24 protein-coding genes are annotated in these 25,748 nt (G+C 56.0%); all 24 read left to right on the plus strand.

Annotated features, from left to right (window positions below):
• Positions 1–503 precede the first annotated feature (503 nt).
• The 24 genes from AACR93_RS14275 (at position 504) to AACR93_RS14390 (ending at position 25,745) form a co-directional block, all read left to right on the plus strand.
• A complete protein-coding gene (locus AACR93_RS14275; protein ID WP_043851092.1) occupies positions 504–1,097 on the plus strand; it encodes a hypothetical protein in 594 nt (197 codons plus the stop codon).
• Complete coding sequence (locus tag AACR93_RS14280) at positions 1,094–1,657, plus strand: phage baseplate assembly protein V (RefSeq protein ID WP_043851093.1); 564 nt, start codon at positions 1,094–1,096, stop codon at positions 1,655–1,657. The genes AACR93_RS14275 and AACR93_RS14280 overlap by 4 nt, the downstream gene beginning before the upstream one ends.
• Positions 1,658–1,674: 17 nt before the next feature.
• Positions 1,675–2,046 carry a GPW/gp25 family protein gene (locus tag AACR93_RS14285; protein ID WP_231556947.1) on the plus strand — a complete coding sequence of 124 codons (372 nt, stop codon included), beginning with the start codon at positions 1,675–1,677 and terminating at the stop codon, positions 2,044–2,046.
• Complete coding sequence (locus AACR93_RS14290; RefSeq protein WP_043851094.1) at positions 2,043–2,942, plus strand: baseplate assembly protein; 900 nt, start codon at positions 2,043–2,045, stop codon at positions 2,940–2,942. The genes AACR93_RS14285 and AACR93_RS14290 overlap by 4 nt, the downstream gene beginning before the upstream one ends.
• On the plus strand, positions 2,935–3,501 hold the full coding sequence (locus AACR93_RS14295; protein WP_082044117.1) for a phage tail protein I: 567 nt from the start codon (positions 2,935–2,937) through the stop codon (positions 3,499–3,501). Before AACR93_RS14290 ends, AACR93_RS14295 begins: the two co-directional genes overlap by 8 nt.
• Positions 3,501–4,463 (plus strand): gp53-like domain-containing protein, encoded by a 963-nt coding sequence (locus AACR93_RS14300; protein WP_156152974.1) that lies wholly within the window; start codon positions 3,501–3,503, stop codon positions 4,461–4,463. The genes AACR93_RS14295 and AACR93_RS14300 overlap by 1 nt, the downstream gene beginning before the upstream one ends.
• 13 nt (positions 4,464–4,476) lie before the next feature.
• Positions 4,477–4,887 carry a tail fiber assembly protein gene (locus tag AACR93_RS14305; protein ID WP_043851113.1) on the plus strand — a complete coding sequence of 137 codons (411 nt, stop codon included), beginning with the start codon at positions 4,477–4,479 and terminating at the stop codon, positions 4,885–4,887.
• Positions 4,888–5,022: 135 nt separating this feature from the next.
• Positions 5,023–6,456 (plus strand): phage tail sheath C-terminal domain-containing protein, encoded by a 1,434-nt coding sequence (locus tag AACR93_RS14310; RefSeq protein WP_043851095.1) that lies wholly within the window; start codon positions 5,023–5,025, stop codon positions 6,454–6,456.
• A complete protein-coding gene (locus tag AACR93_RS14315) occupies positions 6,457–6,963 on the plus strand; it encodes a phage major tail tube protein (protein ID WP_043851096.1) in 507 nt (168 codons plus the stop codon).
• 51 nt (positions 6,964–7,014) lie between these two features.
• Complete coding sequence (locus AACR93_RS14320; protein WP_043851097.1) at positions 7,015–7,299, plus strand: phage tail assembly protein; 285 nt, start codon at positions 7,015–7,017, stop codon at positions 7,297–7,299.
• A gap of 123 nt (positions 7,300–7,422) precedes the next feature.
• A complete protein-coding gene (locus tag AACR93_RS14325; protein WP_052497076.1) occupies positions 7,423–9,564 on the plus strand; it encodes a phage tail tape measure protein in 2,142 nt (713 codons plus the stop codon).
• A 6-nt stretch (positions 9,565–9,570) separates the two neighbouring features.
• The gene (locus AACR93_RS14330; RefSeq protein ID WP_082044118.1) at positions 9,571–10,479 is read left to right on the plus strand and encodes a phage tail protein; all 909 of its coding nucleotides are present in this window, start codon (positions 9,571–9,573) and stop codon (positions 10,477–10,479) included.
• Entirely contained in the window at positions 10,479–10,688 is a 210-nt protein-coding gene (locus AACR93_RS14335) for a tail protein X (RefSeq protein WP_043851116.1), read from the plus strand. Before AACR93_RS14330 ends, AACR93_RS14335 begins: the two co-directional genes overlap by 1 nt.
• Complete coding sequence (locus AACR93_RS14340) at positions 10,679–11,722, plus strand: contractile injection system protein, VgrG/Pvc8 family (RefSeq protein WP_197077961.1); 1,044 nt, start codon at positions 10,679–10,681, stop codon at positions 11,720–11,722. The genes AACR93_RS14335 and AACR93_RS14340 overlap by 10 nt, the downstream gene beginning before the upstream one ends.
• Positions 11,723–11,939: 217 nt before the next feature.
• Positions 11,940–13,868, plus strand: a complete 1,929-nt coding sequence (thrS, locus tag AACR93_RS14345; protein WP_033112468.1) for a threonine--tRNA ligase — start codon at positions 11,940–11,942, stop codon at positions 13,866–13,868.
• Between the two features lie 21 nt (positions 13,869–13,889).
• A complete protein-coding gene (infC, locus tag AACR93_RS14350; protein ID WP_156852818.1) occupies positions 13,890–14,420 on the plus strand; it encodes a translation initiation factor IF-3 in 531 nt (176 codons plus the stop codon).
• A gap of 86 nt (positions 14,421–14,506) precedes the next feature.
• A complete protein-coding gene (rpmI, locus tag AACR93_RS14355) occupies positions 14,507–14,704 on the plus strand; it encodes a 50S ribosomal protein L35 (protein ID WP_005300673.1) in 198 nt (65 codons plus the stop codon).
• A 15-nt stretch (positions 14,705–14,719) separates the two neighbouring features.
• Entirely contained in the window at positions 14,720–15,076 is a 357-nt protein-coding gene (gene rplT, locus AACR93_RS14360; RefSeq protein WP_005300683.1) for a 50S ribosomal protein L20, read from the plus strand.
• A gap of 458 nt (positions 15,077–15,534) precedes the next feature.
• Positions 15,535–16,143, plus strand: coding sequence for a thiol:disulfide interchange protein DsbA/DsbL (locus tag AACR93_RS14365; RefSeq protein ID WP_043851098.1), 609 nt, complete (start codon positions 15,535–15,537; stop codon positions 16,141–16,143).
• 700 nt (positions 16,144–16,843) lie between these two features.
• Complete coding sequence (pheS, locus tag AACR93_RS14370; RefSeq protein WP_043851099.1) at positions 16,844–17,827, plus strand: phenylalanine--tRNA ligase subunit alpha; 984 nt, start codon at positions 16,844–16,846, stop codon at positions 17,825–17,827.
• A gap of 12 nt (positions 17,828–17,839) precedes the next feature.
• Positions 17,840–20,227 carry a phenylalanine--tRNA ligase subunit beta gene (gene pheT, locus AACR93_RS14375; protein ID WP_043851100.1) on the plus strand — a complete coding sequence of 796 codons (2,388 nt, stop codon included), beginning with the start codon at positions 17,840–17,842 and terminating at the stop codon, positions 20,225–20,227.
• Positions 20,228–20,230: 3 nt separating this feature from the next.
• The gene (ihfA, locus tag AACR93_RS14380) at positions 20,231–20,527 is read left to right on the plus strand and encodes an integration host factor subunit alpha (protein WP_005300715.1); all 297 of its coding nucleotides are present in this window, start codon (positions 20,231–20,233) and stop codon (positions 20,525–20,527) included.
• A 15-nt stretch (positions 20,528–20,542) separates the two neighbouring features.
• Positions 20,543–24,514, plus strand: coding sequence for an ATP-binding protein (locus tag AACR93_RS14385; RefSeq protein ID WP_082044119.1), 3,972 nt, complete (start codon positions 20,543–20,545; stop codon positions 24,512–24,514).
• Positions 24,501–25,745, plus strand: coding sequence for a response regulator (locus tag AACR93_RS14390; protein ID WP_043851102.1), 1,245 nt, complete (start codon positions 24,501–24,503; stop codon positions 25,743–25,745). The genes AACR93_RS14385 and AACR93_RS14390 overlap by 14 nt, the downstream gene beginning before the upstream one ends.
• Positions 25,746–25,748: the final 3 nt, after the last annotated feature.

The following is a 25,748-nucleotide window of genomic DNA, read 5'->3' on the forward strand; positions in this document are numbered from 1 at the left end:
GAGATGTGTATAAGAGACAGGAATAGAGCGATGCGCAGAACGGCAACAACGCTTAGGCGAATGTCAGCCAGAGGCCTAGTGTCAGAGCTCAACCTTAGATCGGCAAGAGAGCTAAAGAAAAGACTCAAGTTAAGCCTTCGATCTGGCATGAACAGCACAGGCCGCCGCCGTTCAGGTTCAGATGTAACAATCTGGTATGGATTGAACGATATGCCAGTATCCAGCTTTAATGGTACGGCTAGACAGAATAAAACTGGTGCTGAATTTAGAGGTGACCAGTTTGATGGCGCTTTTGTTGCCAAGAGTAAAATTAAGGGAAAGAGAACAATATTTAAGCGCAAGGGAAAGGAAAGACTTCCAATAACAGAGCAGACAATTCAGGTTGCTGATAAGGCAATGGATTTCATATATGACGAAGTCTTTGTGGATAAAATGCTCGATATATTTTGGGATAACTTCAAGAGGGATCTGAATGCCCGCGTCAAATTCCAGATAGGTGAGCGATGAACGCCAATACCAATATCGATCTCTCTGTGGTGCACGATGCCATCGTGGCCGATATCAAGGCCGCTTTCCCCAACCTGCTAACGGTCGAATTCTACCGTGAAGATCGCAAATCACTGGTCACCCCGGCATGCCTGCTGGAGCTCACCGAGCTGGAAGCCGATCCAGATAACGACCCCGGCACCGAGCAGCTGGCTGTGCTGGCAAAGTTCGAGGCGGAGCTGGTGATCGGATTTAGGGCTCAGGCTGGAAGCATGACCAAGGCCAAGCTATCCATCCGGATGCTGGCCGCTGCGCTGGAGGCGTGGCTGCGGATGCGGCGCTGGACCAACCCTGCCGACCACACCAAGAAATTGCCAACCGGAGAGGCGATGGTGATCGGCGCCTATCAGGATGACTTTTCGGTGATGGGTCGCCGGCAGGATCAGGATCTCTCCCAGTTCGAAGTGTGGCGGGTCGAGTGGCAGCAGCGGCTGCACCTGGGCGAAACCGTCTGGACCGATGAAGGCATCACACCAACCACCATTTTCAGCGGTATTGCGCCGGATATTGGCCTTGGTAATGAGGATAAATACACCCAGGTGGCGCCATGAACGATTACAGCATTGGCGAGTTGTCGCGCCAGATTGCCAACCTGATCAGGGTAGGGGTGGTAGTAGATAAAGATTTCTCAGACCCTGATGCGCCGCGGGTCAAGGTGGCTGTCTCCGGTTTCGAGTCTGATTGGTTGCCGTTCGGTGCAGATCGGGCAGGGCATACCAAGACGTGGAGCCCGCTCAGCGTTGGCGAGCAGGTGCTGATCCTGTCTCCATATGGCGATCTTGGGCAGGCGGTGATCGTCTGCAGCTTGTACTCGGAGAGTAACCCCGCTCCGTCCAGTGGAGGCAACGTTGAAAAGACGGTATTTCATGATGGCACCACCATCAGCTATGACAGCGTCAGCCACACCCTTAACGCCACTATCGGTGGCACCACCATCACCGCCGATCGCGGCCAGATTGCCCTTGGTGTGGGCGGAGTCACCTTTGTCATCACCGCTGGCGGTATTGATATGAAAGGTGGGCAGGTGACCCACAACGGCAAGAATATCGGGTCAGATCACGCCCACAGCGGCATCCAGCGCGGCAGCGCTAACTCAGACGGCCCAATCTGACGGAAATCCCCCAAGAGGTGCTGAACGTGGTGGCTGGCAACAATGCAACCATGAACGGCACCAATTCACTCACAGGCAAGCGCCTGAGCGGGATCCAGCACCTGCGCCAAAGCATCACCGACATATTGGGTACCCGTATCGGCACCCGAGTGATGCGCCGCGCCTATGGCAGCCGGATCCCCAGCCTGATTGATGCCCCCATGAATCGCGCTACGCTGATCGACATCTATGCCGCCACGGCGGAGGCGCTGCAGCAATGGGAGCCCCGTTTCAGCCTTGAGCAGGTGCAGGCGGTTGCCGCATCCCCCGGTTATATCGAACTGGATCTCTATGGCGAGTATCTGCCAGACGGCCAGCAAGTTCTGATTGATGGAATCGTTATCAAATGACCAGCGCTTTTACCGCCGTCAATCTTTCCCAACTGCCGCCGCCAGTGGTGGTTGAGCAGCTCGACTACGAAACTATCCTTTCCGAGATGGTGGCTGACCTGATCAGTCGCGACCCGTCTTTCTCTGCGCTGGTGGAGAGTGACCCAGCATTCAAGATCCTTGAGGTTGCAGCGTATCGTGAGATGCTTATCCGCCAGCGGGCCAATGAGTCCGCCAAGGCAGTGATGTTGGCGTTCGCCAATGATGCAGATCTTGATCAGATAGGTGCCAACAATAATGTACCTCGCCTGATTATTACCCCAGGTGATCCAATCGCCATCCCGCCCACTGAGGATGTGATGGAAGAGAACGATGATTACCGCCTGCGCATCCTGTTGTCGTTCGAGGGGTACACCACGGCAGGATCTATCGGCAGCTACACCTATCACGCACTCAGTGCATCAGGCGATGTGCTGGATGTTGGGGTTGATAGCCTGGTTCCTGGGCGAGTCAATATTGCCGTGCTATCTCGAACCGGATCTGGTGTTCCGCCACAGGCCACGCTGGATGCAGTGATTTCAGCTACCAACGCCGAGATCGTGCGGCCGCTGTGCGACACTGTAGTTGTGTCTGCCGCCGACGTGGTGAACTTCCAGATCACTGCCGTGCTCGACTTCTTTCCAGGGGTTGGGCAACAGCAGGTGCTTGATGCAGCCACCGCAAGCGCGCAAGCATATGCCGCCGAGATGCACAAGCTCGGGATGGATATCACCCTCGATGGGGTCTATGCCGCGCTGCGCACCCCAGGGGTGCAGAAGGTCAACCTATCTTCACCGCCTGCTGATATCCCTATCCAGTGGAATCAGGCCCCGCACTGTACCGCTATCAATATCACCGCCGGGGTGATCCGTGAGTAGCGTATCCCTGCTGCCATCCAGAGCCAGCGCCCAAGAGGTTGCACTGGCGATTACGGTTGCGCGGCTGTCTGATGTGCCTATCCGCACCCGCGAGATATGGAGCCCAGACAATTGCCCATCCGATCTGCTGCCGTGGTTGGCATGGGCGTTCGGGTGTGATGAGTGGTCACCGGATTGGTCTGATGAGGCAAAACGCCAGACCATCCGCGAGGCAGTATCGGTACAGCGCCGCAAGGGGTCAGTGTGGTCTGTTCGCCGAGCCCTTGCCAATGCCGGTTACGGCACTGCGCAGCTCATCGAGGGGATTTACGGGGCAACCTATAACGGCGCTCTCAAGTATGACGGTCTATCAACCTTTGGATCGCCTGATGAGTGGGCCAAGTACCGGGTAATTCTTGACAGACCGATCACCAACAAACAGGCAGAACAGGTGCGCCGCATCCTGAAATATACCGCGCCGGCACGCTGCCACCTGGTTGCATTAATTTACACCGAGGTTGCCAACCTGTATGACGGGGCACTTCGTTATGACGGCACCTATAACTACGGGACTGCATAATGGCAAACGTAACAGAGACCCCCAGCTATGATGCTGGCATCTATCAAATCGAAACCACGGATCCGGTTCTGGGAGGCCCTAATGGTATTGCCAACGCTCAGGCTAAAGGGCTGGCCAACCGAACCGCCTTTCTGAAACAGCAGATCGATCAGCTTAATTCAGGCCAGTTAACCCCGTCATGGATCGCATCGCAAGACTATGTGCAGGGAGAGCTGCAAAAGCTGGATGCCAAGCAGAGCGTGCGCGCTGCTACAACGGCTAATATCACCCTATCTGGGGTCCAGACCGTTGACGGCGTGGTGCTGACTGTTGGCGATCGAGTGTTGGTAAAAGACCAGACAGCCGCCGCGCAGAACGGTATTTATCTGGCAGCCGCTCAGGGATGGGTCCGTGCCACAGATGCAGATAATGGAACAAAACTTAGCGGAGGTGCAAGAGTAGCAGTAGAGGAGGGGGTAATTAATTCTGGAAAGATATGGTTTTTAGCTAATTCTGGAACCGTAAATGTAGGTTCTACAGCGCTGGTATTCGCTGATGAGCATGCACCTGCAACGGAGTCAACAAAAGGAGTTACATCTTATGCCTCTCAGTCACAAGTAGATAACTCTATAGCTGATGATGTATCTGTTACGCCAAAGAAACTAAAAAATGGGTTTTCTTGTCTATTGGCTCCAACAGGATATATCGCCCTGCCAAGTTGGCTTAAAAATATCACAATTCAATGGGGCACAGGAACAAGCTTAACTGTTGGTGTTAATAGCAATATATTTCCTATTGCATTCCCTAATCGTTGCGCTGCTGTAGTTGGAACCGCGTTGAATGCAACATTAAACGCAGACGTGTTTGAATGCGCAGGGGTTATAGATAGAACGTCATTTACAAGTGCGGTTGTATCCTCAGGTTCATCAGGCGGATCAGTTCAAGTAGCTACAGAATATCGATGGATAGCCATTGGTTATTAGTGAGGCGTTGAATATGAAATATTTATTTTCTGCATCAAGTATGGGGTTTTATTCAAGTGGTCGCCCTGCAGGAATACCAATTGATGCTGTTGAGATATCAAATGAAGAATATCTGTCTCTACTTGATGGTCAGTCAAAAGGTAAGTTAATTTCAGCGGGTTCTAACGGGTACCCAATATTGGTAGACCCAACCCCACCATCAGCAGCTGAAATGGCAATTAGCACTCAGGCTAAATGCATGGCCAATGCGAACCAGCAAATTTCTATCATCAAGCCAGCTGTCGATGGCGGCTATGCCAAGCCGGAGCACACTAAGCTACTGGAGGACTGGCAGCGCTACCGCTACGAGCTTACTCTGATTCCAGAGCAGCCTGGCTGGCCTGATCAACCGTCATGGCCAACAGAGCCTGAAAAGATCATTTGATATAAGGTCAACAAACCCCGCTCCGGCGGGGTTTTCTATTGCTGCCACCACTGGAAATCCCCCAAGAGGATGGGAATGCACCGCAAAGCCATGATGACGGCACGATCATAAACCGTGTCCATCGAGGCCCAGCAAATGTCTGAAACCTTCCTGCATGGTATCGAGGTCATCGATATTGACTCCGGTCCCCGTCCTATCACCACCGTTCGCTCCAGCGTCATTGGCCTGATCGGTACCGCCCCCAACGCGGATGTGACCAAGTTCCCGCTTAACACCCCGGTGTTGATCGCGGGCAGTCGCCGTGAAGCGGCCGGACTGGATACGCTGGGCACCGGAGAGGGCACCTTGCCTGCTGCCATCGACAGCATCTTTGACCAGTGCGGCGCGGTGATCATCGTGGTGCGGGTTGAGAAGGGCACCAGCGACACCGACACGCTCTCCAATATCCTTGGCGGCGTCAATGCCACTACCGGCAACTATGAAGGGGTTCATGCCTTCCTTGGCGCGAAATCAGCCGTTGGCTTCTCGCCGAAGATCCTGATCGCCCCTGGCTTTACCGATAAGCGGGTCACCGGTGGCGTGACTGCCATCAGCGTGACCGCGCAAGGTACCGGCTACACCAGCGCCCCGACAGTCACCCTGTCTGGCGGTGGTGGTGGCACCGGCGCCAAGGCGAAGGCGGTGCTCGGCACCGGTACCGATGCTGGCAAGGTGGTCTCTGTCATCGTGGAAGATGCCGGAAGTGGCTACACCTCCGCACCGACAGTCGCTTTCTCTGGTGGCGCAGGTACTGGCGCAGCGGCAACCGCATCTTACGGCACCGTTGGCAATGCTGTCGTGGCTGAGCTGATCGGCATCGCCGAGAAGATGCGCGCAGTCATCATTGCTGATGGCCCCAACACCAATGACGCCGCTGCTATCTCCTACGCTGGCGACTTTGGCAGCCGGCGGGTGTTCCTGGTTGATCCCAAGGTCATCAAGACCGACGAAGACGGCAACAACGTCACCGAATGGGCGTCACCCTGCGTTGCGGGGCTTATCGCAAAGAGCGATAACGAGCGAGGATTCTGGTGGTCACCGTCGAACCAGAACATCAACGGCATCATCGGCACGGCTCGTCCCATCGATTTCACCCTGGGCGACACCAGTAGCCGTGCCAACCTGCTCAACGAGAAGAAGGTCGCCACCATCATCCGTGAGGATGGCTATCGCCTGTGGGGTAACCGCACCCTGTCGAGCGATCAGAAGTGGGCCTTCCTCTGCGTGGTGCGTACCGCAGACATGATCAACGAGTCCATTCTGGTGAATCACCTGTGGGCAGTGGATCGCGGCATCACCAAGAACTACGTCACCGACGTGACCGAGGGGGTTAACGCCTACCTGCGCAGCCTTGTTAACAAGGGTGCCATTCTCGGTGGTGAGTGCTGGATTGACCCTGACCTGAACACTGCAGACCAGATCGCCCAAGGTAAAATCTATTTCGACTTTGATTTTACTCCGGTGTACCCGGCTGAGCACATCACGTTCCGCAGCCATCTGGTGAACGACTACATCACGGAGATCTTCTAAATGGCAGCCCGCGACATTCGCAAGAATTTTAACGCCTTCGTCGATGGCCGCGGCTATGCCGGGCAGGTCGATGAATTCAACGCCCCCAAGCTGACCCTGCAGACCGAAGAGTTTCGGGCTGGTGGGATGGATGTGCCAATTGATGTGACCATGGGCATGGAAAAGATGGTGACCGATTTCAGCCTGATGGCCTATGACCGCAACGTGCTGGCCCTGTTCGGTGTGACCGAAGGCGCCCGGGTACCGCTGGTGCTGCGTGAACAGCTCGAATCGTTCGATGGCACCACCACCGCAGTTGTACACACCATGCGCGGCAAGATCACAGAACTCGACCCAGGCACCAGCAAGCCTGGCAGCCTGCCGCCGCTCAAGGTGGCCATGAGCCTGACCTATTACAAGATGCAGCACGGCGATCATGTGGTGCACGAGATCGACGCCGAGAACATGGTGCGCATCATCAATGGTGTAGACATTCTGGCCGCTGCCCGCAACGCACTTGGCATCTAACCATGCTGGCAGGCCAGCCCTGCCGGCTCATCCACTCAAACCGGTGAGACCATGGAAAAAGAACTCCCTGAATACCTGAAATTCAACGATGACTGCAGCGCCGATATCACCCTGTCACGCCCTGCCGATATTGGCGGCACCAAAGTGGCCGTGCTGCGCATGCGCGAGCCGACCGTGGGTGATCAAGAGATCGCTTTCCAGATTAGCGGAAGCGATGCAGCCAAAGAGATCACCATGTTCGCCAACCTGTGCGGTGTTGCACCTGACGATGTGCGCAAGTTCCCGCTGCGTGACTACGGCCGTATGCAGAAGGCTTACAGCGTTTTTACGAACTAACACCTGACGAGCTCCGCCACTCGGTGTTAGCACTGGCCTCCCACACAGGCTGGTCACTGGCGGAAATCAGCGCCCTGCGCACGTCACGGTTTATCTGGTGGATAAAGGGGCTGCCCAAAGAAGATGGCTAATAAAAAACTCTCGGCAACCATCACCATCGGCGGGGCGGTTGCCTCCAGTCTCAAATCTGCATTTGGTTCGGTAAAGGGCGGAGTCGCCGAGGTTGGCTCTGCCATTCGCAATGCCGAACGGCAGCAAAAGCTCCTGTCTCAGTCAATCCAGACATTCGGCAAGCAAGGCCGCAATGTGGATGGGTTGCGTCAAAAATATGTCGCCATAACCAGCCAGATTGACCGGCTGCGCGAGGCGCATGAACGGCTTAACCGGATCCAGCGCCAGCAGCAGGAAAACAAGGCGAATCGCAGTGAGCTGGGCGGGAAGATAGTAAACACGGCCGCCGCTGGTGCGGCGATCGCGCTGTCATCTTTCGCCATGTTCAAGCAATCATCTCAGTTCAGCTATGACCTGATGATGATCGGCCTGACCGCTGAGATGACCAAAAAGCAGGTTGCCGATCTCGGCGGCACCATGCTCACCCTCTCAGACCAAACCGGTGTCAGCCAGGAGAACATGAAGAATGCCTTCGGCTTTCTGGTCGCTGCCGGTCAAAAAGTCGGTGAGGCACAAGCCAACCTCAAGTCCATCGGTAAAACGGCGAAAGCAACCGGATCTGATATTGAGGATGTGGCCCGCGCCTCGTTCACCATGGGTGATGCGCTCAAGGTCAAGCCTGACCAGATGCAACGCGCCATGGATATGCTGGTGCAGGCGGGCAAGGCGGGTAACTTTGAATTCAAGGCCATGGCTGCCGAGCTGCCCGGGCTTGGTTCATCGTTCCAAGCCTTGAAGATGACCGGCACTGAGGCTGTGGCCACCATGGGTTCTGCGCTGCAGATAGCCATGAAGGGCGCAAAATCAGAGTCAGAAGCCGCCAACAACCTGTCCAACTTCCTCTCCAAGCTCATGTCAGAGGAAACCGCCAAGAAGGCGGCGAAGATGGGCGGCAACATATCCAAGGTGATCCGGGATGCGCAAGCGTCAGGAGCCAACCCCATCGAGGCGGCGATTGCCGAGATAAACCGCATTACCAAGGGCGGTGATCAGGAACTGATATCCAAGCTGTTCGGCGACATGCAGGTTCAGAACTTCATTCGCCCCATGCTGCAAAACCTCGAAGAGTACAAGAAGATCAAGCAGGAGGTGCTCGATTCTCAAGGGGTGGTAGAGCGTGACTGGGCCACAGTCATGGCCAGCAGCAAGGAAAAAACAGAGAAGCTATCAAACTCGGTGTGGGGTCTGACCAAAGCGATCGGCAGTGCTTTGGATCCGACCGTGGGAAAACTGGTGGATACGCTGACGCCAGTCGTGCAAGCAACTCGGGATTTTGTTGCCGAAAACCCAAAACTGGTTGGCGGTGTGATTATGGCTGCCGGTGCATTCACGACGATGAGGCTGGCGGTTCTTGCCACCAAGTTTGCATTCACCTTCCTGAAAGGTGGGATGCTAGATATCGTTGGTTTGTTTTACAAGACATCAGCGGCGGCAACCGTAGCAGGAGCAGGAAGCACAACCGCAGCTGGTGGGTTAACCATACTCGGCAAGGCATTCAGGTTCGTTGGTAAAGCCATCATATGGGTTGGCCGAGCACTGCTGATGAACCCGATCGGATTGGCGATCACCGCCATCGCTGGCCTTGCATACCTCGTATATGAAAATTGGGATACCTTGAAGCCATTTTTTACCGCCCTGTGGGATGACATCGTTGGCAAGTTTGATTATGCGGTTGAAAAAATCAAAGGCCTGATCGATGACATTAAAAAGCGCTGGGAGGGGCTGAAAACCCTTGTTTCTGGTGGTGTTGGTAGCGCGTGGAATTCAACCGTAAACACGGTAACAAACGCTGGAAACAAAATTGGCGACGCATGGGAAAAGACCAAGAACTGGGCCGGTTTCGGTTCTGGGGAGTCGTCAGGTGAAAATCCAGCCGCGCCACTGAAAAATCCATCGCTTCCTCCGCTCCCTAAAATCGCCGGAAGCAAGAGCTCAACAACCGTCACAAATCATAACCAGTACGACCTGACGATAAACGCGCCGCCGGGGGCCGACCCAAAAGAGATAGCCAGAGAAGCGGTGAAGGAACTTAAGCGGCAGCAGGGCATTAGTGCTCGCAGCATGATGCCAGATGGCTATGTTTTTCAGGGGTAACAAGAAATGATCGGCCTTTCCCTTGGCCCCAGCGTGATGATGCAGCTCGGGGCCTTCCAGTTCAGCATCAGCACCGCCGCCTATCAGGAGCTGACCCGCCGCAGCGAATACCGTTGGGCATCACAGGATCGCTTCGGCAAGCAGCCAAACCTGCAATACACCGGCCCTGCCAGCGAGGCGATCTCGCTGGTGGGCGTCATCTATCCGGATTATAAGGGAGGCGGTGGCCAGCTCGACAAGATGCGTCAGCTCGCCGGAGGCGGCCAGCCGCTCAATCTGGTGGGCGGTGCAGGGCAGATGATGGGGCGATGGGTGATCGAGAGCCTGGAAGAGAAGCAGGGCACCTTTGCCGCCGCCGGTGCCCCGCGCAAGCAGGAATTCACCATTGCGCTCAAGCGGTTCCCCGATTCGGCGACCAACCAGATCGACTCGCTCGGCAAGCTGACCAGCGGCACCACCGCCAGCTCAGGCCTTGGCAGCTTCGCAGATGGGGCCATTGCCACGGTCGGATCGGCGATCAGTTCTATGACCAGCGCCCTCGATGCGGTGCAGGCCAAAGCAGCCGAGATCGGCAATGCGGTTGGGCCGGTCATTGCCACGGTGCAAAACAGCATCCGCACCGCCCGGGATCTGCAAAGTCAGGTGAGCAACCTCAAAGAGGCCAGCAAAAACCTGAACTCACTGGAAAACGTGCAATCCGCCATCTATGGCGTGATGTCGGCGGCCTCGGCGGCATCCAATGCCGGGGCGGTGGCCTCCGGCGCGGCCACCTTGCTATCCAGCACCATGACCACCACCGATCCGGAGGCGATCACCGCAGTTCGCAGCTGCACCAGCTCTTGCAGTCGGTCTGCCGTTGAATCAACCAGGGTGCATGCCGAAACATCCAACTTCAATCAGACGCTGGGGGCATGATGCAGACCTATCGCACCAGTGACGGCGACACCCTGGACTACATCGCGTGGAAGTTTTATGAAACGCTCGATGGGCGGGTGGTCGAGCAACTGCTCGATGCCAACCCGGGCATTGCAGATCTAGGCCCTGTGCTGCCAGCCGGGGTACTGGTAAAGATGCCTGACATCGCCCCGCAGCAGCAGGAGCAAGGGGTCAGGTTGTGGAGCTGACAGACCGCATCGCACCGACATGGCAGATCATCGCCAACAAGGCCGACATCACCGCCCAGATCAGCGAGCACTTTGTCAGCCTGACCCTGACCGATGCGGTCGGGCTGGAGTCAGACATGCTGGATATCACCCTGGACGACTCCGATCCTGACAAGCCGTTGCTGATCCCGCCAGAAGGGGCTGAGCTTGAGCTCTACCTCGGCTATGACGGGGTAAACCAGTACATGGGGCTGTTTGTGTTCGATGAGGCCGAGCTGGCCGGCTGGCCGTCTCAGCTGATCATCAGAGCCCGCGCCGCCACCTACGACAAGAGCAAGGGCGGCAAGACCAACCTGCAGACCCAGAAAAACCGCAGTTGGAAGAAGGGTACCACCCTTGGTGACATGGTCAAGACCATCGCCACCGAGCACGGCATGGAGGCAGCTGTGGCGCCGTCACTGGCCGCCATTGCACTGCCGCACACCGATCAATCGGACGAGTCAGATATCAACCTGCTGGTGCGAATGGCCAAGCGCTATGACGCCATCATCAAGCCGGCTGCTGGCAAGTTGATTCTCTCCAAGCGTGGGGAGTCCCGCTCGGTAAGTGGCAAGCAGCTGCCACCGGTGACCATCACCGCCGGGGACTGCTCGAGTTACCGCCTGGTGAAGTCGAAGCGGGAAACCGCCGGGATGGTGGTCGCCTACTGGCATGCGGTGAAGAACTCCAAGCGCAACGAGGTCAAAGTGGGGCAGGGGGAGCCAGTGCGCCGCCTGCGCCAATACTACCCGACAGAAGAGATGGCCTTGGCCGCCGCCCGCGCCGAGCTATCGCGCAGGGAGCGGGCACAGGAGACACTGGCACTGTCAGCAGTCGGAGACCCAGGCTATCTGGCAGAAGCACCGCTGACCACCACAGGATTTCGGCCAGACATCGACAGCCAGTGGCTGATCTCCCGCGTCACCCATTCGCTCGACTGCGCCGGCGGCTACGTCTGTGACATCGAGGCCGAGAAGCCGAACAGTGAAGATGTGCCAGATGTAGAGGTCGGATAATGCGACCTATGCCGCTTGCCCGATAGGTGACATTTGATAAAATCCCCGCCGGATCCAGAGATTGACAGCACGACACAAAAAACAAAGTGTGTATCACGCAGTGTACTAACCGTTTGGTTGATGGTGAAACACTAGCGCGATGAGCTTGAAATCAAAGGAATTATCGCTCTTACATGTGGCCTTTGGTAGGGGTCACCACTGTATAAGGAAACATATAATGCCAATCATTACTCTGCCTGACGGCAGCCAACGTCAATTTGCCCACTCTGTTTCCGTCATGGATGTGGCTGCGGACATCGGTCCCGGTCTCGCCAAGGCGTGCATTGCCGGTCGGGTAAACGGTGAACTGGTGGATGCGTGCGAGCTGATCGAAGCCGATGCCTCGCTGGCCATCATCACTGCCAAAGACGAAGAAGGTCTGGACATTCTGCGCCACTCCTGCGCCCACTTGCTGGGTCACGCTATCAAGCAACTCTGGCCCCAGACCAAGATGGCCATCGGTCCCGTCATCGACAACGGCTTCTACTATGACGTTGATCTTGACCGTACCCTGACCGATGAAGATCTGGCTGCCCTGGAAGAGCGCATGCTGGCGCTGGTAGCCAAGGATTACGACGTTATCAAGAAAAAGGTCTCCTGGCAGGAAGCGCGCGACGTGTTCGCTGCCCGTGGCGAGACCTACAAGGTCGAAATCCTGGATCAGAACATTGCCCGTGATGACAAGCCCGGTCTTTATCATCACGAAGAGTACATCGACATGTGTCGTGGCCCGCACGTGCCCAACATGCGTCACTGCCACCATTTCAAGTTGCTGAAAATGTCCGGTGCCTACTGGCGTGGCGACTCCAACAACAAGATGCTGCAGCGTATCTACGGTACTGCTTGGGCTGACAAGAAGCAGCTCAAGGCTTATCTGCAGCGTCTGGAAGAGGCCGCCAAGCGCGACCACCGCAAGATCGGCAAGCAGCTCGACCTGTATCACATGCAGGAAGAGGCGCCGGGCATGGTGTTCTGGCACAACGATGGCTGGACCATCTTCCGTGAGCTGGAAACCTTCATCCGCGGCAAGCTCAAAGAGTACGACTATCAGGAAGTGAAAGGTCCGTTCATGATGGACCGCGTCCTGTGGGAGCGTTCAGGTCACTGGGAGAAATATGCCCAGGCCATGTTCACCACACAGTCCGAGAACCGCGAGTACGCCATCAAGCCGATGAACTGCCCGGGTCACGTCCAGATCTTCAACCAGGGTCTGAAATCCTATCGTGATCTGCCGCTGCGTATGGCCGAGTTTGGCTCTTGCCACCGTAACGAACCGTCAGGCTCCCTGCACGGTCTGATGCGGGTGCGCGGCTTCACTCAGGATGACGCGCACATCTTCTGTACTGAAGAGCAGATCATGGAAGAGGTCTCCGGCTGTATTCGTATGGTCTATGACGTCTACGGCACCTTTGGCTTCGAGAACATCGTGGTCAAGCTCTCCACTCGTCCGGAACAGCGTATCGGCTCCGACGAAATGTGGGATCGCGCCGAGCAGGCACTGGCGGAAGCGCTGGAGCTCAACGGTCTGAAATACGATCTGCAACCGGGTGAAGGTGCCTTCTACGGTCCGAAGATCGAATTTACCCTGCACGATTGTCTTGATCGTGCGTGGCAGTGTGGTACCGTGCAGCTCGACTTTGCCCTGCCGGGCCGTCTGGGCGCCACCTATGTAGGTGAAAACAACGAGCGCCACGTGCCAGTCATGATCCACCGTGCGATTCTTGGCTCCATCGAGCGCTTCATCGGTATCCTGACTGAAGAGTACGCAGGCCTGTTCCCGGCCTGGCTGGCTCCGACCCAGGCAGTGGTCATGAATATCACCGACAATCAGGCCGAATATGCAGTGAAAGTAGCCAAAGCATTGAATGATGCGGGCCTTCGTGCAAAAGCGGACTTGAGAAATGAGAAGATTGGCTTTAAAATCCGCGAGCATACTTTGAAGCGAGTACCTTTCATGCTGGTCTGTGGCGATAAAGAAGTTGAAGCCGGCCAGATTGCAGTACGTACTCGTAAAGGGGCTGACCTGGGCACTTATCCTGTTGAAGAGTTCATCGCTCTGTTGACCCAGGAAGTTCAGACCCGCGGACAAAAGAAAGTGGAGGAATAAGCTATAAAAGGCGGAAAAAAACTGGGCAAGCAACCGCAAGCCCGCGCTCACCGGATCAATGAAGAGATCCGTCTGAAAGAAGTTCGTTTGGCTGGTCTGGATGGCGAAGCACTTGGCATCGTCTCTATCCAGGAAGCACTGAACTTGGCCGCTGAGGCCGAAGTGGATCTGGTCGAGATCAGTCCGAACGCTGAGCCGCCCGTTTGCCGGATCATGGATTACGGCAAATTCCTCTACGAAAAGAGCAAAACCACCAAAGAACAGAAGAAAAAGCAGAAAGTCGTCCAGGTCAAGGAAATCAAATTCCGTCCTGGCACTGACGAAGGCGACTATCAGGTAAAACTACGCAACCTGGTTCGCTTTCTGGAAGACGGGGACAAGGCTAAGGTCACCCTGCGCTTCCGTGGTCGTGAAATGGCACACCAGGAACTTGGTATCAAGGTTCTGGAGCGCGTCAAGAACGATCTGGAAGAGTTGGCCGTAGTCGAATCGTTCCCGAAAGTCGAAGGCCGTCAAGCTGTGATGGTTCTCGCACCTAAGAAGAAATCTTAAGGCCCACAAGAAATTGACTCATGGGGCTCGCTCCATGAGTCGGTTCGCCTTGCGATTTTGTTGTCACTCACAATGCGGAGTATGAAATGCCGAAGATGAAAACCAACCGGGGCGCTGCAAAGCGCTTCAAGAAGACTGGCTCAGGTCGCTTCAAGTGCAAGCACAACCACCTGCGTCACATCCTGACCAAGAAGAGCAGTAAGCGTAAGCGTCAGCTGGGACCGAAGTTCTTTGTTTCCGCTGCCGACCACAAACGTGTTGTCGCTTGTCTGCCGTACGCATAAGGGGGGATGTGAAAAATGCCAAGAGTTAAACGTGGTGTGACTGCTCGTGCTCGTCACAAGAAAGTAATGAAAGCCGCCAAGGGTTACTACGGCGCCCGTTCCCGTGTTTACCGCGTAGCGGTACAAGCGGTAACCAAAGCTGGTCAGTATGCCTACCGTGACCGTCGCCAGAAAAAGCGTCAGTTCCGTCAACTGTGGATTGCGCGTATCAACGCTGCTGCCCGTCAGAACGGTCTGTCCTACAGCCGTCTGATCAACGGTCTGAAGAAGGCTTCTATCGAGATCGATCGCAAGATCCTGTCCGATATCGCCGTTCACGACAAGCTGGCTTTCACCGCCCTGGTTGAAAAAGCTAAAGCAGCTCTGGTCTAATCCAGCTCTGTTATAAAAAATAAAGGAGGCTCAGGCCTCCTTTTTTGTTGGTGTAATATTTAATTTAAGTATTTAAATATATTCACTAGTAAACTAAATTAATATTGAAATTAAAAATCAAGTTTCATCTTATCTATCTAGCGTAATAATTTTTCGAAACCTATAGTTACGCTGCCTTTGCGATTTTCCATCAATGTTTATCTTGGTGCCGATTCTGGTTATATATAGTTTATATCTAAACTATTCTTTGCATTATTTAATAACTGCTAGGTGCGCAAGTCCAGAGGCTGCGGGAGCTCGGTATTATATTGCAACAGGGATAGATTTATTTTTAAATTAACAATTTATTATCCTCGTATGCAATGGTATTCTTGTACAAGAGATGATGTTTGTTCAGCTTTTAGCAAGGTCGAAATTCCTATAATGAAATTTTTGTCTGACCATCAACTGGAAGTGTTATGAAAAAAATTCTTTTGATCCTTGCTGCTATCTTTATGCTTCCCTGCGCTAATGCGGCTCCAGAGTTCAAAGAGGGGGTCAACTATGATGTCCTCAAGCAAACAGCTACTGCTCAACCAGAGGTATTGGAGTTTTTCTCTTACTACTGCCCGCCATGTGCGAAATTTGAACCCATCGTTGAGCAGTTACAACATGATCTCCCCAGAGAGGTAGCTATCAAGAAGAATGCGGTCGCTTTTTTTGGGCGCGATATGGCCCAGGAGATGCAACGGGCTTATGCCACCGCGACACTACTTAATGTTGAAAGCAAGTTAACTCCATCACTCTTTCATAAAGTCCAGGTACAGCGCCAAGCTCCACAAAATCGTGATGATATTAAAAAGCTCTTTGTAGAAAATGGTGTGCCGGTAGAGGTATTTGATAACACGGTTGATAGCTTTGCAGTTTCATCCATGGTAAGCCAGTTCGATCGTAACACAGAGAAATATAATATTCGTAGTACCCCGACATTTATTGTCAACGGCAAGTATATGATAAAAATTGAGTCTATCAACTCACAAGAGCAGTTCACTCAATTGATCAAATATCTTTTGGCAAAGGATGCGTGATTTAATTTACTCGGATATAACGAGAGTTATTAATTCACTTTGTTATTTTAAATAAAATAATACAAGAGATGATGTTGAGTCATCGGCATCATCTCTTTTTATTGGAGGTAGGCCTCATAGCGTCTCCGACAGATAATCAACGTTGATATTTTGTGGTTTATAGCAGGTCTTTCCCGTGATTGTATTGACGTAGCCAAACAGGGGAGGGGGATTGATGCCCTTTACAAGCGATTATTGAGTTAACTATCAGATTATATGGTGTCTATCACCCTGGTTCGTCCTATGGACACATCAGCAGTGACCCGCGCCAGCGTCAGAGTCGTGATACAAGACCGCATACCAGATGTGGTTAACGTGGAGGGTTGGAGGAACTCTACCTGATATGTGGAACCTTTGTATTTCTTTGTGTTTGACGGCGATCCGTTGGCTTCCACACTCATGCTCATAAGGTCGGATGGGTCAATACAATACGATTTCATAGGGTCTTCAAACATCAGGATATGCCAACAAGCTTGATAGTGATAACACTATTTGGAACAAGGGAAGGGATAACTCGAGACTCACTTGATATAACAAAATGATTTCTAGGGAGAAAAGCGGGCCTTAACTATGGTCAGCGAAGGGGCTTTTTTTGTATTATTCCCCTCTTGACCTTATTTAGCCTAAAGGCTCCTGTACCGGGAGTGGTGACGAGGAAGACATGCAACAGCTTGAAGAAGTAGTCGGCCAAGCCAGGGCCGAAATTGAGGGCGTAAGCGACATCGCCGCCCTTGACGAAATCCGGGTCAAATATCTGGGTAAAAAGGGCTTTTTTACCGAGCAGATGAAGGGCCTGGGCGCCCTGTCCGCTGAAGAGCGTCCCGCCGCGGGCGCCCTGATCAACCAGGCCAAACAGCAGGTTCAGGATGCCCTGAACGCGCGTCGTGAAGCCCTCGAAGTCGCCGTGCTGAATCAGAAGCTGGCTGCCGAGACCATCGACGTCAGCCTGCCGGGCCGCCGCATCGAGAATGGCGGTCTGCACCCGGTGACCCGCACCATCGAGCGTATCGAGCGCCTGTTTGGCGAGATGGGCTTCAAGGTTGCCCGTGGTCCCGAGATTGAAGATGGTTTCCACAACTTCGATGCGCTGAATATTCCGGCTCACCATCCGGCGCGTACCGATCACGACACCTTCTACTTCAATCCTGATCTGATGCTGCGTACCCACACCTCCGGTGTGCAGATCCGCACCATGGAACATCAGCAACCGCCGATCCGCATCATCGCACCGGGCCGCGTCTATCGTAACGACTACGACATGACCCATACCCCGATGTTTCACCAAGTCGAAGGCCTGCTGGTCGACGAGCATGCCAGCTTTACCGAGCTGAAAGGGATCCTGCACGATTTCCTGCGCAACTACTTCGAGGAAGATCTGACCATTCGCTTCCGTCCTTCCTATTTCCCGTTCACCGAGCCGAGCGCTGAAGTGGACGTGATGGGCAAGAACGGCAAGTGGCTGGAAGTGCTGGGTTGCGGCATGGTGCACCCGAATGTACTGCGTTCGGTCGGTATCGATCCGGAAAAATACTCCGGCTTTGCCTTCGGCATGGGCGTTGAGCGTCTGACCATGCTGCGTTACGGGGTCAACGACCTGCGTGCCTTCTTCGAAAACGACCTGCGCTTCCTCAAGCAGTTCAAGTAAGGGCGAGAGAACATGAAATTCAGTAAATCCTGGGTGATGGAGTGGGTCCGCACCGAGTTGAGTGACAACGCACTGGCCGAGCAGATCACCATGGCCGGTCTGGAAGTGGACGCCGTGGAAGCGGTGGCTGGCCAGTTCAACAATGTGGTTGTGGGTGAAGTGGTCGAGTGCGCCCAGCATCCGGATGCCGACAAACTGCGGGTGACCAAGGTCAACGTGGGCGAGGCCGAGCTGCTGGACATCGTCTGCGGTGCGCCGAACTGCCGTCAGGGCTTGAAAGTGTGTGTGGCCAAAGTAGGGGCGACCCTGCCGGGTGATTTCACCATCAAGAAAGCCAAGCTTCGCGGCCAGCCGTCTCACGGCATGCTCTGCTCTTTCAGCGAGCTGGGTATCGACGTTGAAGCCGATGGCATCATCGAGCTGCCGCTGGATGCGCCCATCGGGACCGATATCCGCGAATACCTCGCACTCAATGACGTCAGTATCGATGTGGATCTGACCCCGAACCGTGCCGATTGCCTCGGCATCGCGGGCCTGGCCCGTGAAATCGGCGTGCTCAACAGCGTCGACGTGGTCGAGCCGACCTGGACGCCGGCTGTTGCCACTATCGATGCCACCTTCCCGATCCGGGTTGAAGCGCCGGCCGATTGCCCCCGTTATCTGGGTCGTGTCATCAAGGGGCTGAACCTGCAGACCCAGAGCCCGCTCTGGATGCAGGAGAAGCTGCGTCGTGGCGGCATTCGTTCCATCGACGCCATCGTCGACATCACCAACTACCTGTTGCTGGAATACGGGCAGCCGATGCACGCCTTCGATCTGGCCAAGCTGGAAGGGGAACTGGTGGTGCGCCGTGCCCACGCTGATGAGCTGATGACCCTGCTCGACGGCAACGAGGTGAAGCTCAAAGAGACCACCTTGGTGATTGCCGATGCCAAAGGTCCTGCCTGCATGGCCGGTATCTTCGGCGGCGATCGCACCGGTGTCTCCGAGACCACTACCGACATCCTGCTGGAGTGCGCCTTCTTCGCTCCGCTCTCCATCACCGGCCGTGCCCGTGCTTACGGTCTGCACACCGATTCCTCCCACCGTTTCGAGCGCGGGGTGGATCCCGAGCTGCAGGCCAAGGTGATGGATCGTGCCACCCGCTTGCTGCTGGATATCTGCGGCGGCGAAGCCGGTCCGGTCATCGAGGTCAAATCCGATGCCCATCTGCCGAAAGCGACACCCATCAAGCTGCGTCGCACCAAGCTCGACAAGGTGATCGGCATCAGCGTGGCAGATGCTCAGGTGGTCGAGATCCTGACCCGTCTGGGCATGCAGGTAACCGTTGACGCTGACGGCTGGACTGCGCTGGCACCCTCCTGGCGTTTCGACATCGCCATCGAGGAAGACCTCATCGAGGAAGTGGCCCGCATCTACGGCTACAACAACATCCCGAATCTGAAACCCGCCGCATCTCTGGCGATGGTAGAGCAGGCAGAAGGGCAGGTGACCTTGAAGCGCGTGCGTGACCTGCTGGTTGATCGCGGTTTCCAGGAAGCGATCACCTACAGCTTCGTTGATCCCAAGACCCAGCAAACCCTGTTCCCGCAGAGCGATGCCATCGTGCTGCCCAACCCGATTTCGGTCGAGATGTCCGCCATGCGCGTCTCTCTGTTCCCGGGTCTGGTGCAGGCTGTCGTTTACAACCAGAACCGTCAGCAGTCGCGGGTGCGTCTGTTCGAGCAGGGTCTGCGCTTCATCAAGGACGAGAATGCTGAGAACGGCATCCGTCAGGAGCCGATGCTGGCCGGTATCATCACTGGCAACCAGAGCGACGAGCACTGGGACATCAAAACCCGCGCCGCCGATTTCTTTGATTTGAAAGGGGATCTGGAAGCGGTGCTGGACTTGACCGCCGAAGGGGCCACCTTTACCTTCGAGCGTGCCGAGCACAGTGCCCTGCACCCGGGCCAGAGCGCGGCGATCCTGCGCAATGGCGAGGTCATCGGCCACATCGGCGTGATCCATCCGAGCCTCGAGAAGAAGTTGGGTCTGAAGAGCCGCGCCGTCATGTTCGAACTGGAGCTGGACAAGCTGACCCCGGCCAAAGTACCGGTTGCTGCCGAAGTATCCAAGTTCCCGGCTAACCGTCGTGACATCGCCGTGGTGGTTGATCGTCAGGTTCTGGCAGGGGATGTTCTGGCAGTAATTAAAAAAGTTGGCGGAAATCAGGTAGTTGGAATAAACTTGTTTGACGTATACCAGGGGGCTGGTATGGCCGAGGACAAGAAGAGCCTGGCCATCAGTCTTGTATTGCAAGATACCCAGCGCACCCTGGAGGAGAAAGAGATTGCCGAGACCGTAGACAATGTCGTGCGGGCCCTTGGTGAAGAGTTGAATGCATCCTTGAGGGATTGATCTATGGCGCTTACCAAAGCCGACATTGCAGAGCACCTGTTCACCCAGCTCGGGATGAGCAAGCGTGAAGCCAAAGATATGGTGGAAGCCTTCTTTGAAGAGATCAGACAAGCGCTTGAGCGTGGTGAACAAGTCAAAATCTCAGGCTTCGGTAACTTTGACCTTCGTGAGAAGAATCAGCGTCCCGGACGTAACCCCAAGACTGGCGAAGATATTCCTATCAGTGCCCGTCGCGTGGTGACCTTCCGGCCTGGCCAGAAACTCAAGGCCAGGGTAGAAAATGTTGAACCCAACGAGTGATAAAAAGCCAGGCAAATGCCTGGCTTTTACTTATCGATGATAAAAAAATCTCTATTATTGCTGGGAGCCATGCTGGCCATGCCACTGCAGGCCATGATGCTTCCTCTCGATCCGGCAACCCAGGCTTACCTTCGCTCGCTGAAAGAGCTGAAGGTGTGCTACCCGGCTGCACTTCCCCCGCCTTATGTCACCCCTGATGGTGGCTTGCTAAAAGATCGTCTGCTCCGTCTTGCAGATATGTTGCCTGTGCCACTGAAACTCTCCGAGATGGCCGACTGGCAGGCTGCCCGCGCTGCCTTGCTGCGCGGTGCATGCGACATTATCCCCCATATCGGCACCCTGGGTAGAGAGGAGACCGGCCTGCTGGTAAGCCGTCCCATGATGGAGACTGATGCCGCCATTCTCTATCGGGGCGATCTTCGTCAGGCCAAGTTTCTGGTCTCTTCCGCCACGGATACCAGCGCAATTTTGCGTGAACTGCATCCGGGGGCTGAGCTCAGAACCCTGAGGAGAGGGGAGAGTATCTATTCAGCTCTTGAGGGGAAGAAGAACTCCGCCTACCTGGGGGACTATCTCCAGCTGCGCTACCTGATGCGCGAATATCCTGCCGACGGCCTGCGTCTGCGCCGTCTGCTGGGTGATGAGCGGGTGGTCAGCTATCGCCTGATGATGCGCAACGATCCCGAGCTGGCCAAGTTTGTCGATACGCTCATTCGTTATATGCCCGCCGGTACCCTCTATACCGACCTGAGCCGCTATATGGATCAGGGGGCGCTCTATATCAACCGACTCCATTTCAATGACGCCGAACAGGCCTGGCTTTCTGGCAGAAGGCGGGTCGTGCGTCTGGTGATGAACCCGCAGCTGATGCCCTACAGTGGCATTAACGATCAGGGCGAAGCAAAAGGGTGGAGCGCAGATATTCTGAATTGGGTAACTCAGGAGAGTGGCCTCAAATATATGCTGGTGCCGGCGGCCACCAAGGCCGAGGCGATAGAGAAGCTGCGCAGCGGTGAGGCCGACATGATGGCCGGTTTGCCGGAGTCTCCCGAGCTCGCCGATGACTTTACTTTCAGCCGGATGATCTCCATCAACCGTTTTGCTCTGATCAGCAAGCGCGCCATCAGCGCAGACAAATTCTCCCAGCTGGGCAAACAGCGAATCCTGGTACCTGAATCGCTCTACGATCCCTCTCTGCTGGCACAGCTGGGTGATCAGGAATGGGTCCGCACCGATGACCTGAGCCAGGGGATCACGTTGCTGCAGCAAGGCAAGGCTGACGCCATGCTGAGCGAGCTGTACCAGTTGCAATATCCGCAGCGTACCCATCTGCTGGAAGGGCTTCAGATCAAGGAGCTGGATGACAGATTCGGACTCGGCTTTGCCATTCGCAAGGATCAGACCGAGCTGGCTGGCGTGATAGACAGAAACCTGATGGCCCTGACCAATACCCAGATCGACGAACTTAACCAGCGTTGGCGCCGTCTGGTGGTGATGCAGCAATCCGGAATCAGTTATGGTGCCTGGTTTGGCTCCATCGCGCTGGCGCTGCTGATCAGTGGTATCGTGATCGGGGTGATCTGGCGTTCGCGCCAGCAGCTGGCCCGCGAGGTCGCCCAGCGGCAGGCGGCAGAAAAAGCGCTGGCAATCGAAAGTGAGCTGCGCGAAACCATGTTTCAGGCCCTTCCTGTTCCCGTCTATTTGCGTAATGAACAGGGAAGGGTGATCAAATCCAACAAGCAGGGGCACCGGCTTTCACTGCGTTACGGCACGGAACTGCTGCTGCCCGAGGTGCAATCACAAAAGAGCGAAGGGGAGCTGAGTCTTGGCGAGCAGGTGTTTGCCTATGTGCAGCATCCGCTGCGACTGGAGAAACAGGCGCCAGCAACCGATCTTATTGCCTTGTCCGATATCAGCGCCCTGCGCCAGCAGGCCCGCATTCTGCGTCAGGCTGAGCGACGGCTGCGTGCCTTGACCAATACCGTGCCCGGGGTGGTGCTGCAATTCCTCCTGGTTCAGGAGAGCGTGGGCACCATCGAGTTCATCAGCCGTGGCTGTTACGAGTTGTTGGGGCTGGCCAGCCAGCAGATCCGCCGTGAACCGGCTCGGGTGCTTGACCTGCTGGAGCGCGAAGATTTGCAACTGGCGCGCAGTAACATGTTCGCCATGCTGCATGAGGGCAAGCCCTTCGTCTGTACCCTGCGCTATCACCATCCCGAGCAGGGTCTGCGCTGGTTGCAGCTCTCTGGGCGTGGTCGCAGCCAGCCACAAGGGTGGCGCATCTATGCGGTCATGCAGGATGTGACCGCGCGGGTTGAACAGGAGCAGGCTCTGCAACTCTCTCATGAAGAGGCACAGCAGGCGGTGCAGGCCAAGGGACGTTTTCTGGCGGCCATCAGCCACGAGATCCGCACTCCGATGAACGCCATTCTCGGCCTGCTGGAGTGGCTCGCCAGCACCCCGCTTTCCCAGGAGCAGGGCTCGGCGCTGGCACGGATCCGTCAGGCCGGGGACGAGTTGCTCGGCCTGCTCAACGATGTGCTCGATTTCAGCCGCAATGAGAACAGCACCTTGTCGCTCTCGCCCCAGCCGACCGATTTTACCGAGCTGTGCGAACACGTGGCGGCGGTGCACTGGACCAAGGCCAGAGCCAAGCAGCTGCAATTGCGTTTGCAGCTTGATCCGGCGATGCCCGCCTTGCAGACCCTCGATCCCCATCGCGTTCAGCAGGTTCTGCACAACCTGCTCTCCAATGCCATCAAGTTCAGTCACCGTGGCGAGGTGGTGCTCTGGGCTGAGAGCGTGGGTTCGAACCTTCGTTTTGGTGTTGATGATCAGGGGCCGGGTATTACCGACGAGATGCGACCAACACTCTTCATGCCGTTTGAACAGTTCGCGGTGGCGGGGCAGCTGAGGGCGCCGGGGACCGGCCTCGGGCTTGCCATCTGCAAGCAGCTTATCGAGCAGATGGGGGGGATCATAGATGTCGAACCCAGAACGGGAGGCGGCAGCCGTTTCTTCTGCGAGTTGCCGCTCAAACTGCTCAAACAGGCGCATCATTGGCAGCCCAAGGTGCGAGAGCTGGCGCTCTCACTGCCTCCCGATGAGGTGAAGCAACTCGCCCCTTGGTTGGCAAGATTCGGGGTTGAGGTATCTGGCACGGCAAACCACAGGTTGCAGGCTCAGGTCGACGAGAAGGGATTCTATTACTGGGAGTGGCAGGGGGAGCCCTGGGTGCCCGGTACCGTCATCAATCTGTTGCAACCCAGGCTGGATGTCACAGAGCCCTCTTCGGCAACCCGCCCCGGTCTTGGCATGCGGGTGCTGCTGGTAGAAGATCACGATGTCAACCGGGAGCTGATCAAGCTACAGCTGGGACAGCTGGGGGCCGAGGTGCTGACCGCTGCCAATGGCCAGCTGGCGCTTGATGTGCTGGCCGATCACGAGGTAGATCTGGTGTTGACCGATCTGCAGATGCCGGTTATGAATGGCGCCGATCTCTGCCGCAAGCTACGTGGCTCGCCTCGCTGGTGCAATCTGCCTGCCTATGTGATTACTGCAGATCTCAGTGAACAGGCGGCTATCGAACTGCAATCGTGCGGATGCAACGGACATCTCGACAAGCCTGTCGCGTTAAGGGAGCTGGCCGCCATGCTGCACCAGCTTGGCAAGAAAGAGGGGAGGATTGCCGAGCCTGCAGCAGCTTCATCGCTGCTCTCAAAAGAGCTGGCACAGCTCTATCTGGATACAACCAGAGCCGATCTGGCGGCTCTGGAGCAGTGTCTGGCAAATAAGGATGAGCAAGGGGTGAATGCCGCTTTACACAAATTGAAAGGGGCCGCCAGAATGGTAGGAGCAACCGCCATCGTCACTGTCATTGACGAGTGGCAGCAATCGAAGCACAGCGAATTGGCTGTCAGGTTAACCCGGGCGCTGGATGGGGTCAGCCAGCATTTGACCAAGAGGGCTGAAGATGATCATCACTGATGAAGAACTGCTGGCGCTGCTTAACTCGGAAGATCCCGGGTTGGCCGGTTTTCGTCCTATTGCGCTCTATGCTCTCGATTGCGCCTCTTACGAGATGGCCAAGCAGGCGACGCTGCCAAATTATGTGGCGCTGCACCGCACCCAGCCTGATGCCTGCTGGCAGTGGGAGGGGCTATTCTCGGCAGGAGCCATCGCGCTCTATGATCCCGACTCGCACCGTACGGCGGATTACTTTCCCCAGCTCCAGCTCCATAACGGTATCTACGCCATTGAAGAGGATTGGCAGGGTGGCCTGCTATCAAGCTATCAGGCGTGGAGCAACTGGCTTGCTGCCAGCCGGATCCTGCTGCTGGAAGATCACCCGTTTCAGGGGATGCAGTTGCAGCAAACCATCGCCGGGCTGGGGCTGACCTGTCGCTGGGTGCAGGATGAGCAAGCCTGCCTTGCTGCGTTGGGTGAGGGGAGCACTCGTCTGCTTATCTGCGATCTCAGCCTGGTGGATCAGGATGCCATCAGCTTGCTGATGGGCCAGCCACAGTTGCAGTCAGACGGGCTGCCGATCATTTTGCTCTCCGCCCATGAGCAGACCCTGATCGACGGTGCTCGCCGCCTGCTGCACGATGCCGGCTTCAATATTCTGGCGGCGCTGGCCAAACCGCTCGATTGCGACGAACTGCTCAGGTTGCTGCGCGGTCTCTATCTTGGCCCGCTGCGCCAGCGCCGACTGAGCGGTCAGCGCCGCACCATCACGACCTGGCAGGGTCAGGTACTGGGACAACTCGGCCTGCTCTCTAGCCCCACCACTTCAGCACCGGTCTGGCTGGCCGTAAGCGGCTTGCCCCCTCGTTGGGAGCGACTCAAGGAGTGGCTGGCGGAGCAGTCGCGAACCCCCTCCGAGCTGACGCTGCTTATCCATCGCCGTGATCACCTGCTCAGCAATCCTGATCGTTTTGCGCTGGTGCTGCAGGCCAGTCTGGCGGGGAGCAAGCTGGCGCTCCTGCTCGACAACAACCAGCATCTGCCGTTCGATCTGCTGGAGCGGCTGCCGCTGCAATCCTTGCTGCTGGGGCAGGGGATGCTCTCCGATATCGAGTCGTTGAGCGCTGATTCGCTGCTTGGCCGCTTTATGGCGCGGGTGCGGGAACTCGGCGTCGACATCTATCTGGATGATCCCTACAACCTGCTTGATGTCGAGATGTGGCAAGAGCGTGGTATCGCGGGGCGCTGGTAGCCC

The organism is Aeromonas sp. L_1B5_3, assembly GCF_963866575.1.
In the GTDB taxonomy this organism is placed as follows: domain Bacteria; phylum Pseudomonadota; class Gammaproteobacteria; order Enterobacterales; family Aeromonadaceae; genus Aeromonas; species Aeromonas jandaei.

Bases quoted from the DNA above. Each gene is read 5' to 3' on its own strand.
- AACR93_RS14275 (WP_043851092.1), top strand. From the start codon at position 504: ATGAACGCCAATACCAATATCGATCTCTCTGTGGTGCACGATGCCATC.
- AACR93_RS14280 (WP_043851093.1), top strand. From the start codon at position 1,094: ATGAACGATTACAGCATTGGCGAGTTGTCGCGCCAGATTGCCAACCTG.
- AACR93_RS14290 (WP_043851094.1), top strand. From the start codon at position 2,043: ATGACCAGCGCTTTTACCGCCGTCAATCTTTCCCAACTGCCGCCGCCA.
- AACR93_RS14300 (WP_156152974.1), top strand. From the start codon at position 3,501: ATGGCAAACGTAACAGAGACCCCCAGCTATGATGCTGGCATCTATCAA.
- AACR93_RS14305 (WP_043851113.1), top strand. From the start codon at position 4,477: ATGAAATATTTATTTTCTGCATCAAGTATGGGGTTTTATTCAAGTGGT.
- AACR93_RS14310 (WP_043851095.1), top strand. From the start codon at position 5,023: ATGTCTGAAACCTTCCTGCATGGTATCGAGGTCATCGATATTGACTCC.
- AACR93_RS14315 (WP_043851096.1), top strand. From the start codon at position 6,457: ATGGCAGCCCGCGACATTCGCAAGAATTTTAACGCCTTCGTCGATGGC.
- AACR93_RS14320 (WP_043851097.1), top strand. From the start codon at position 7,015: ATGGAAAAAGAACTCCCTGAATACCTGAAATTCAACGATGACTGCAGC.
- AACR93_RS14325 (WP_052497076.1), top strand. From the start codon at position 7,423: ATGGCTAATAAAAAACTCTCGGCAACCATCACCATCGGCGGGGCGGTT.
- AACR93_RS14330 (WP_082044118.1), top strand. From the start codon at position 9,571: ATGATCGGCCTTTCCCTTGGCCCCAGCGTGATGATGCAGCTCGGGGCC.
- AACR93_RS14335 (WP_043851116.1), top strand. From the start codon at position 10,479: ATGCAGACCTATCGCACCAGTGACGGCGACACCCTGGACTACATCGCG.
- thrS (WP_033112468.1), top strand. From the start codon at position 11,940: ATGCCAATCATTACTCTGCCTGACGGCAGCCAACGTCAATTTGCCCAC.
- rpmI (WP_005300673.1), top strand. From the start codon at position 14,507: ATGCCGAAGATGAAAACCAACCGGGGCGCTGCAAAGCGCTTCAAGAAG.
- rplT (WP_005300683.1), top strand. From the start codon at position 14,720: ATGCCAAGAGTTAAACGTGGTGTGACTGCTCGTGCTCGTCACAAGAAA.
- AACR93_RS14365 (WP_043851098.1), top strand. From the start codon at position 15,535: ATGAAAAAAATTCTTTTGATCCTTGCTGCTATCTTTATGCTTCCCTGC.
- pheS (WP_043851099.1), top strand. From the start codon at position 16,844: ATGCAACAGCTTGAAGAAGTAGTCGGCCAAGCCAGGGCCGAAATTGAG.
- pheT (WP_043851100.1), top strand. From the start codon at position 17,840: ATGAAATTCAGTAAATCCTGGGTGATGGAGTGGGTCCGCACCGAGTTG.
- ihfA (WP_005300715.1), top strand. From the start codon at position 20,231: ATGGCGCTTACCAAAGCCGACATTGCAGAGCACCTGTTCACCCAGCTC.
- AACR93_RS14385 (WP_082044119.1), top strand. From the start codon at position 20,543: ATGCCTGGCTTTTACTTATCGATGATAAAAAAATCTCTATTATTGCTG.
- AACR93_RS14390 (WP_043851102.1), top strand. From the start codon at position 24,501: ATGATCATCACTGATGAAGAACTGCTGGCGCTGCTTAACTCGGAAGAT.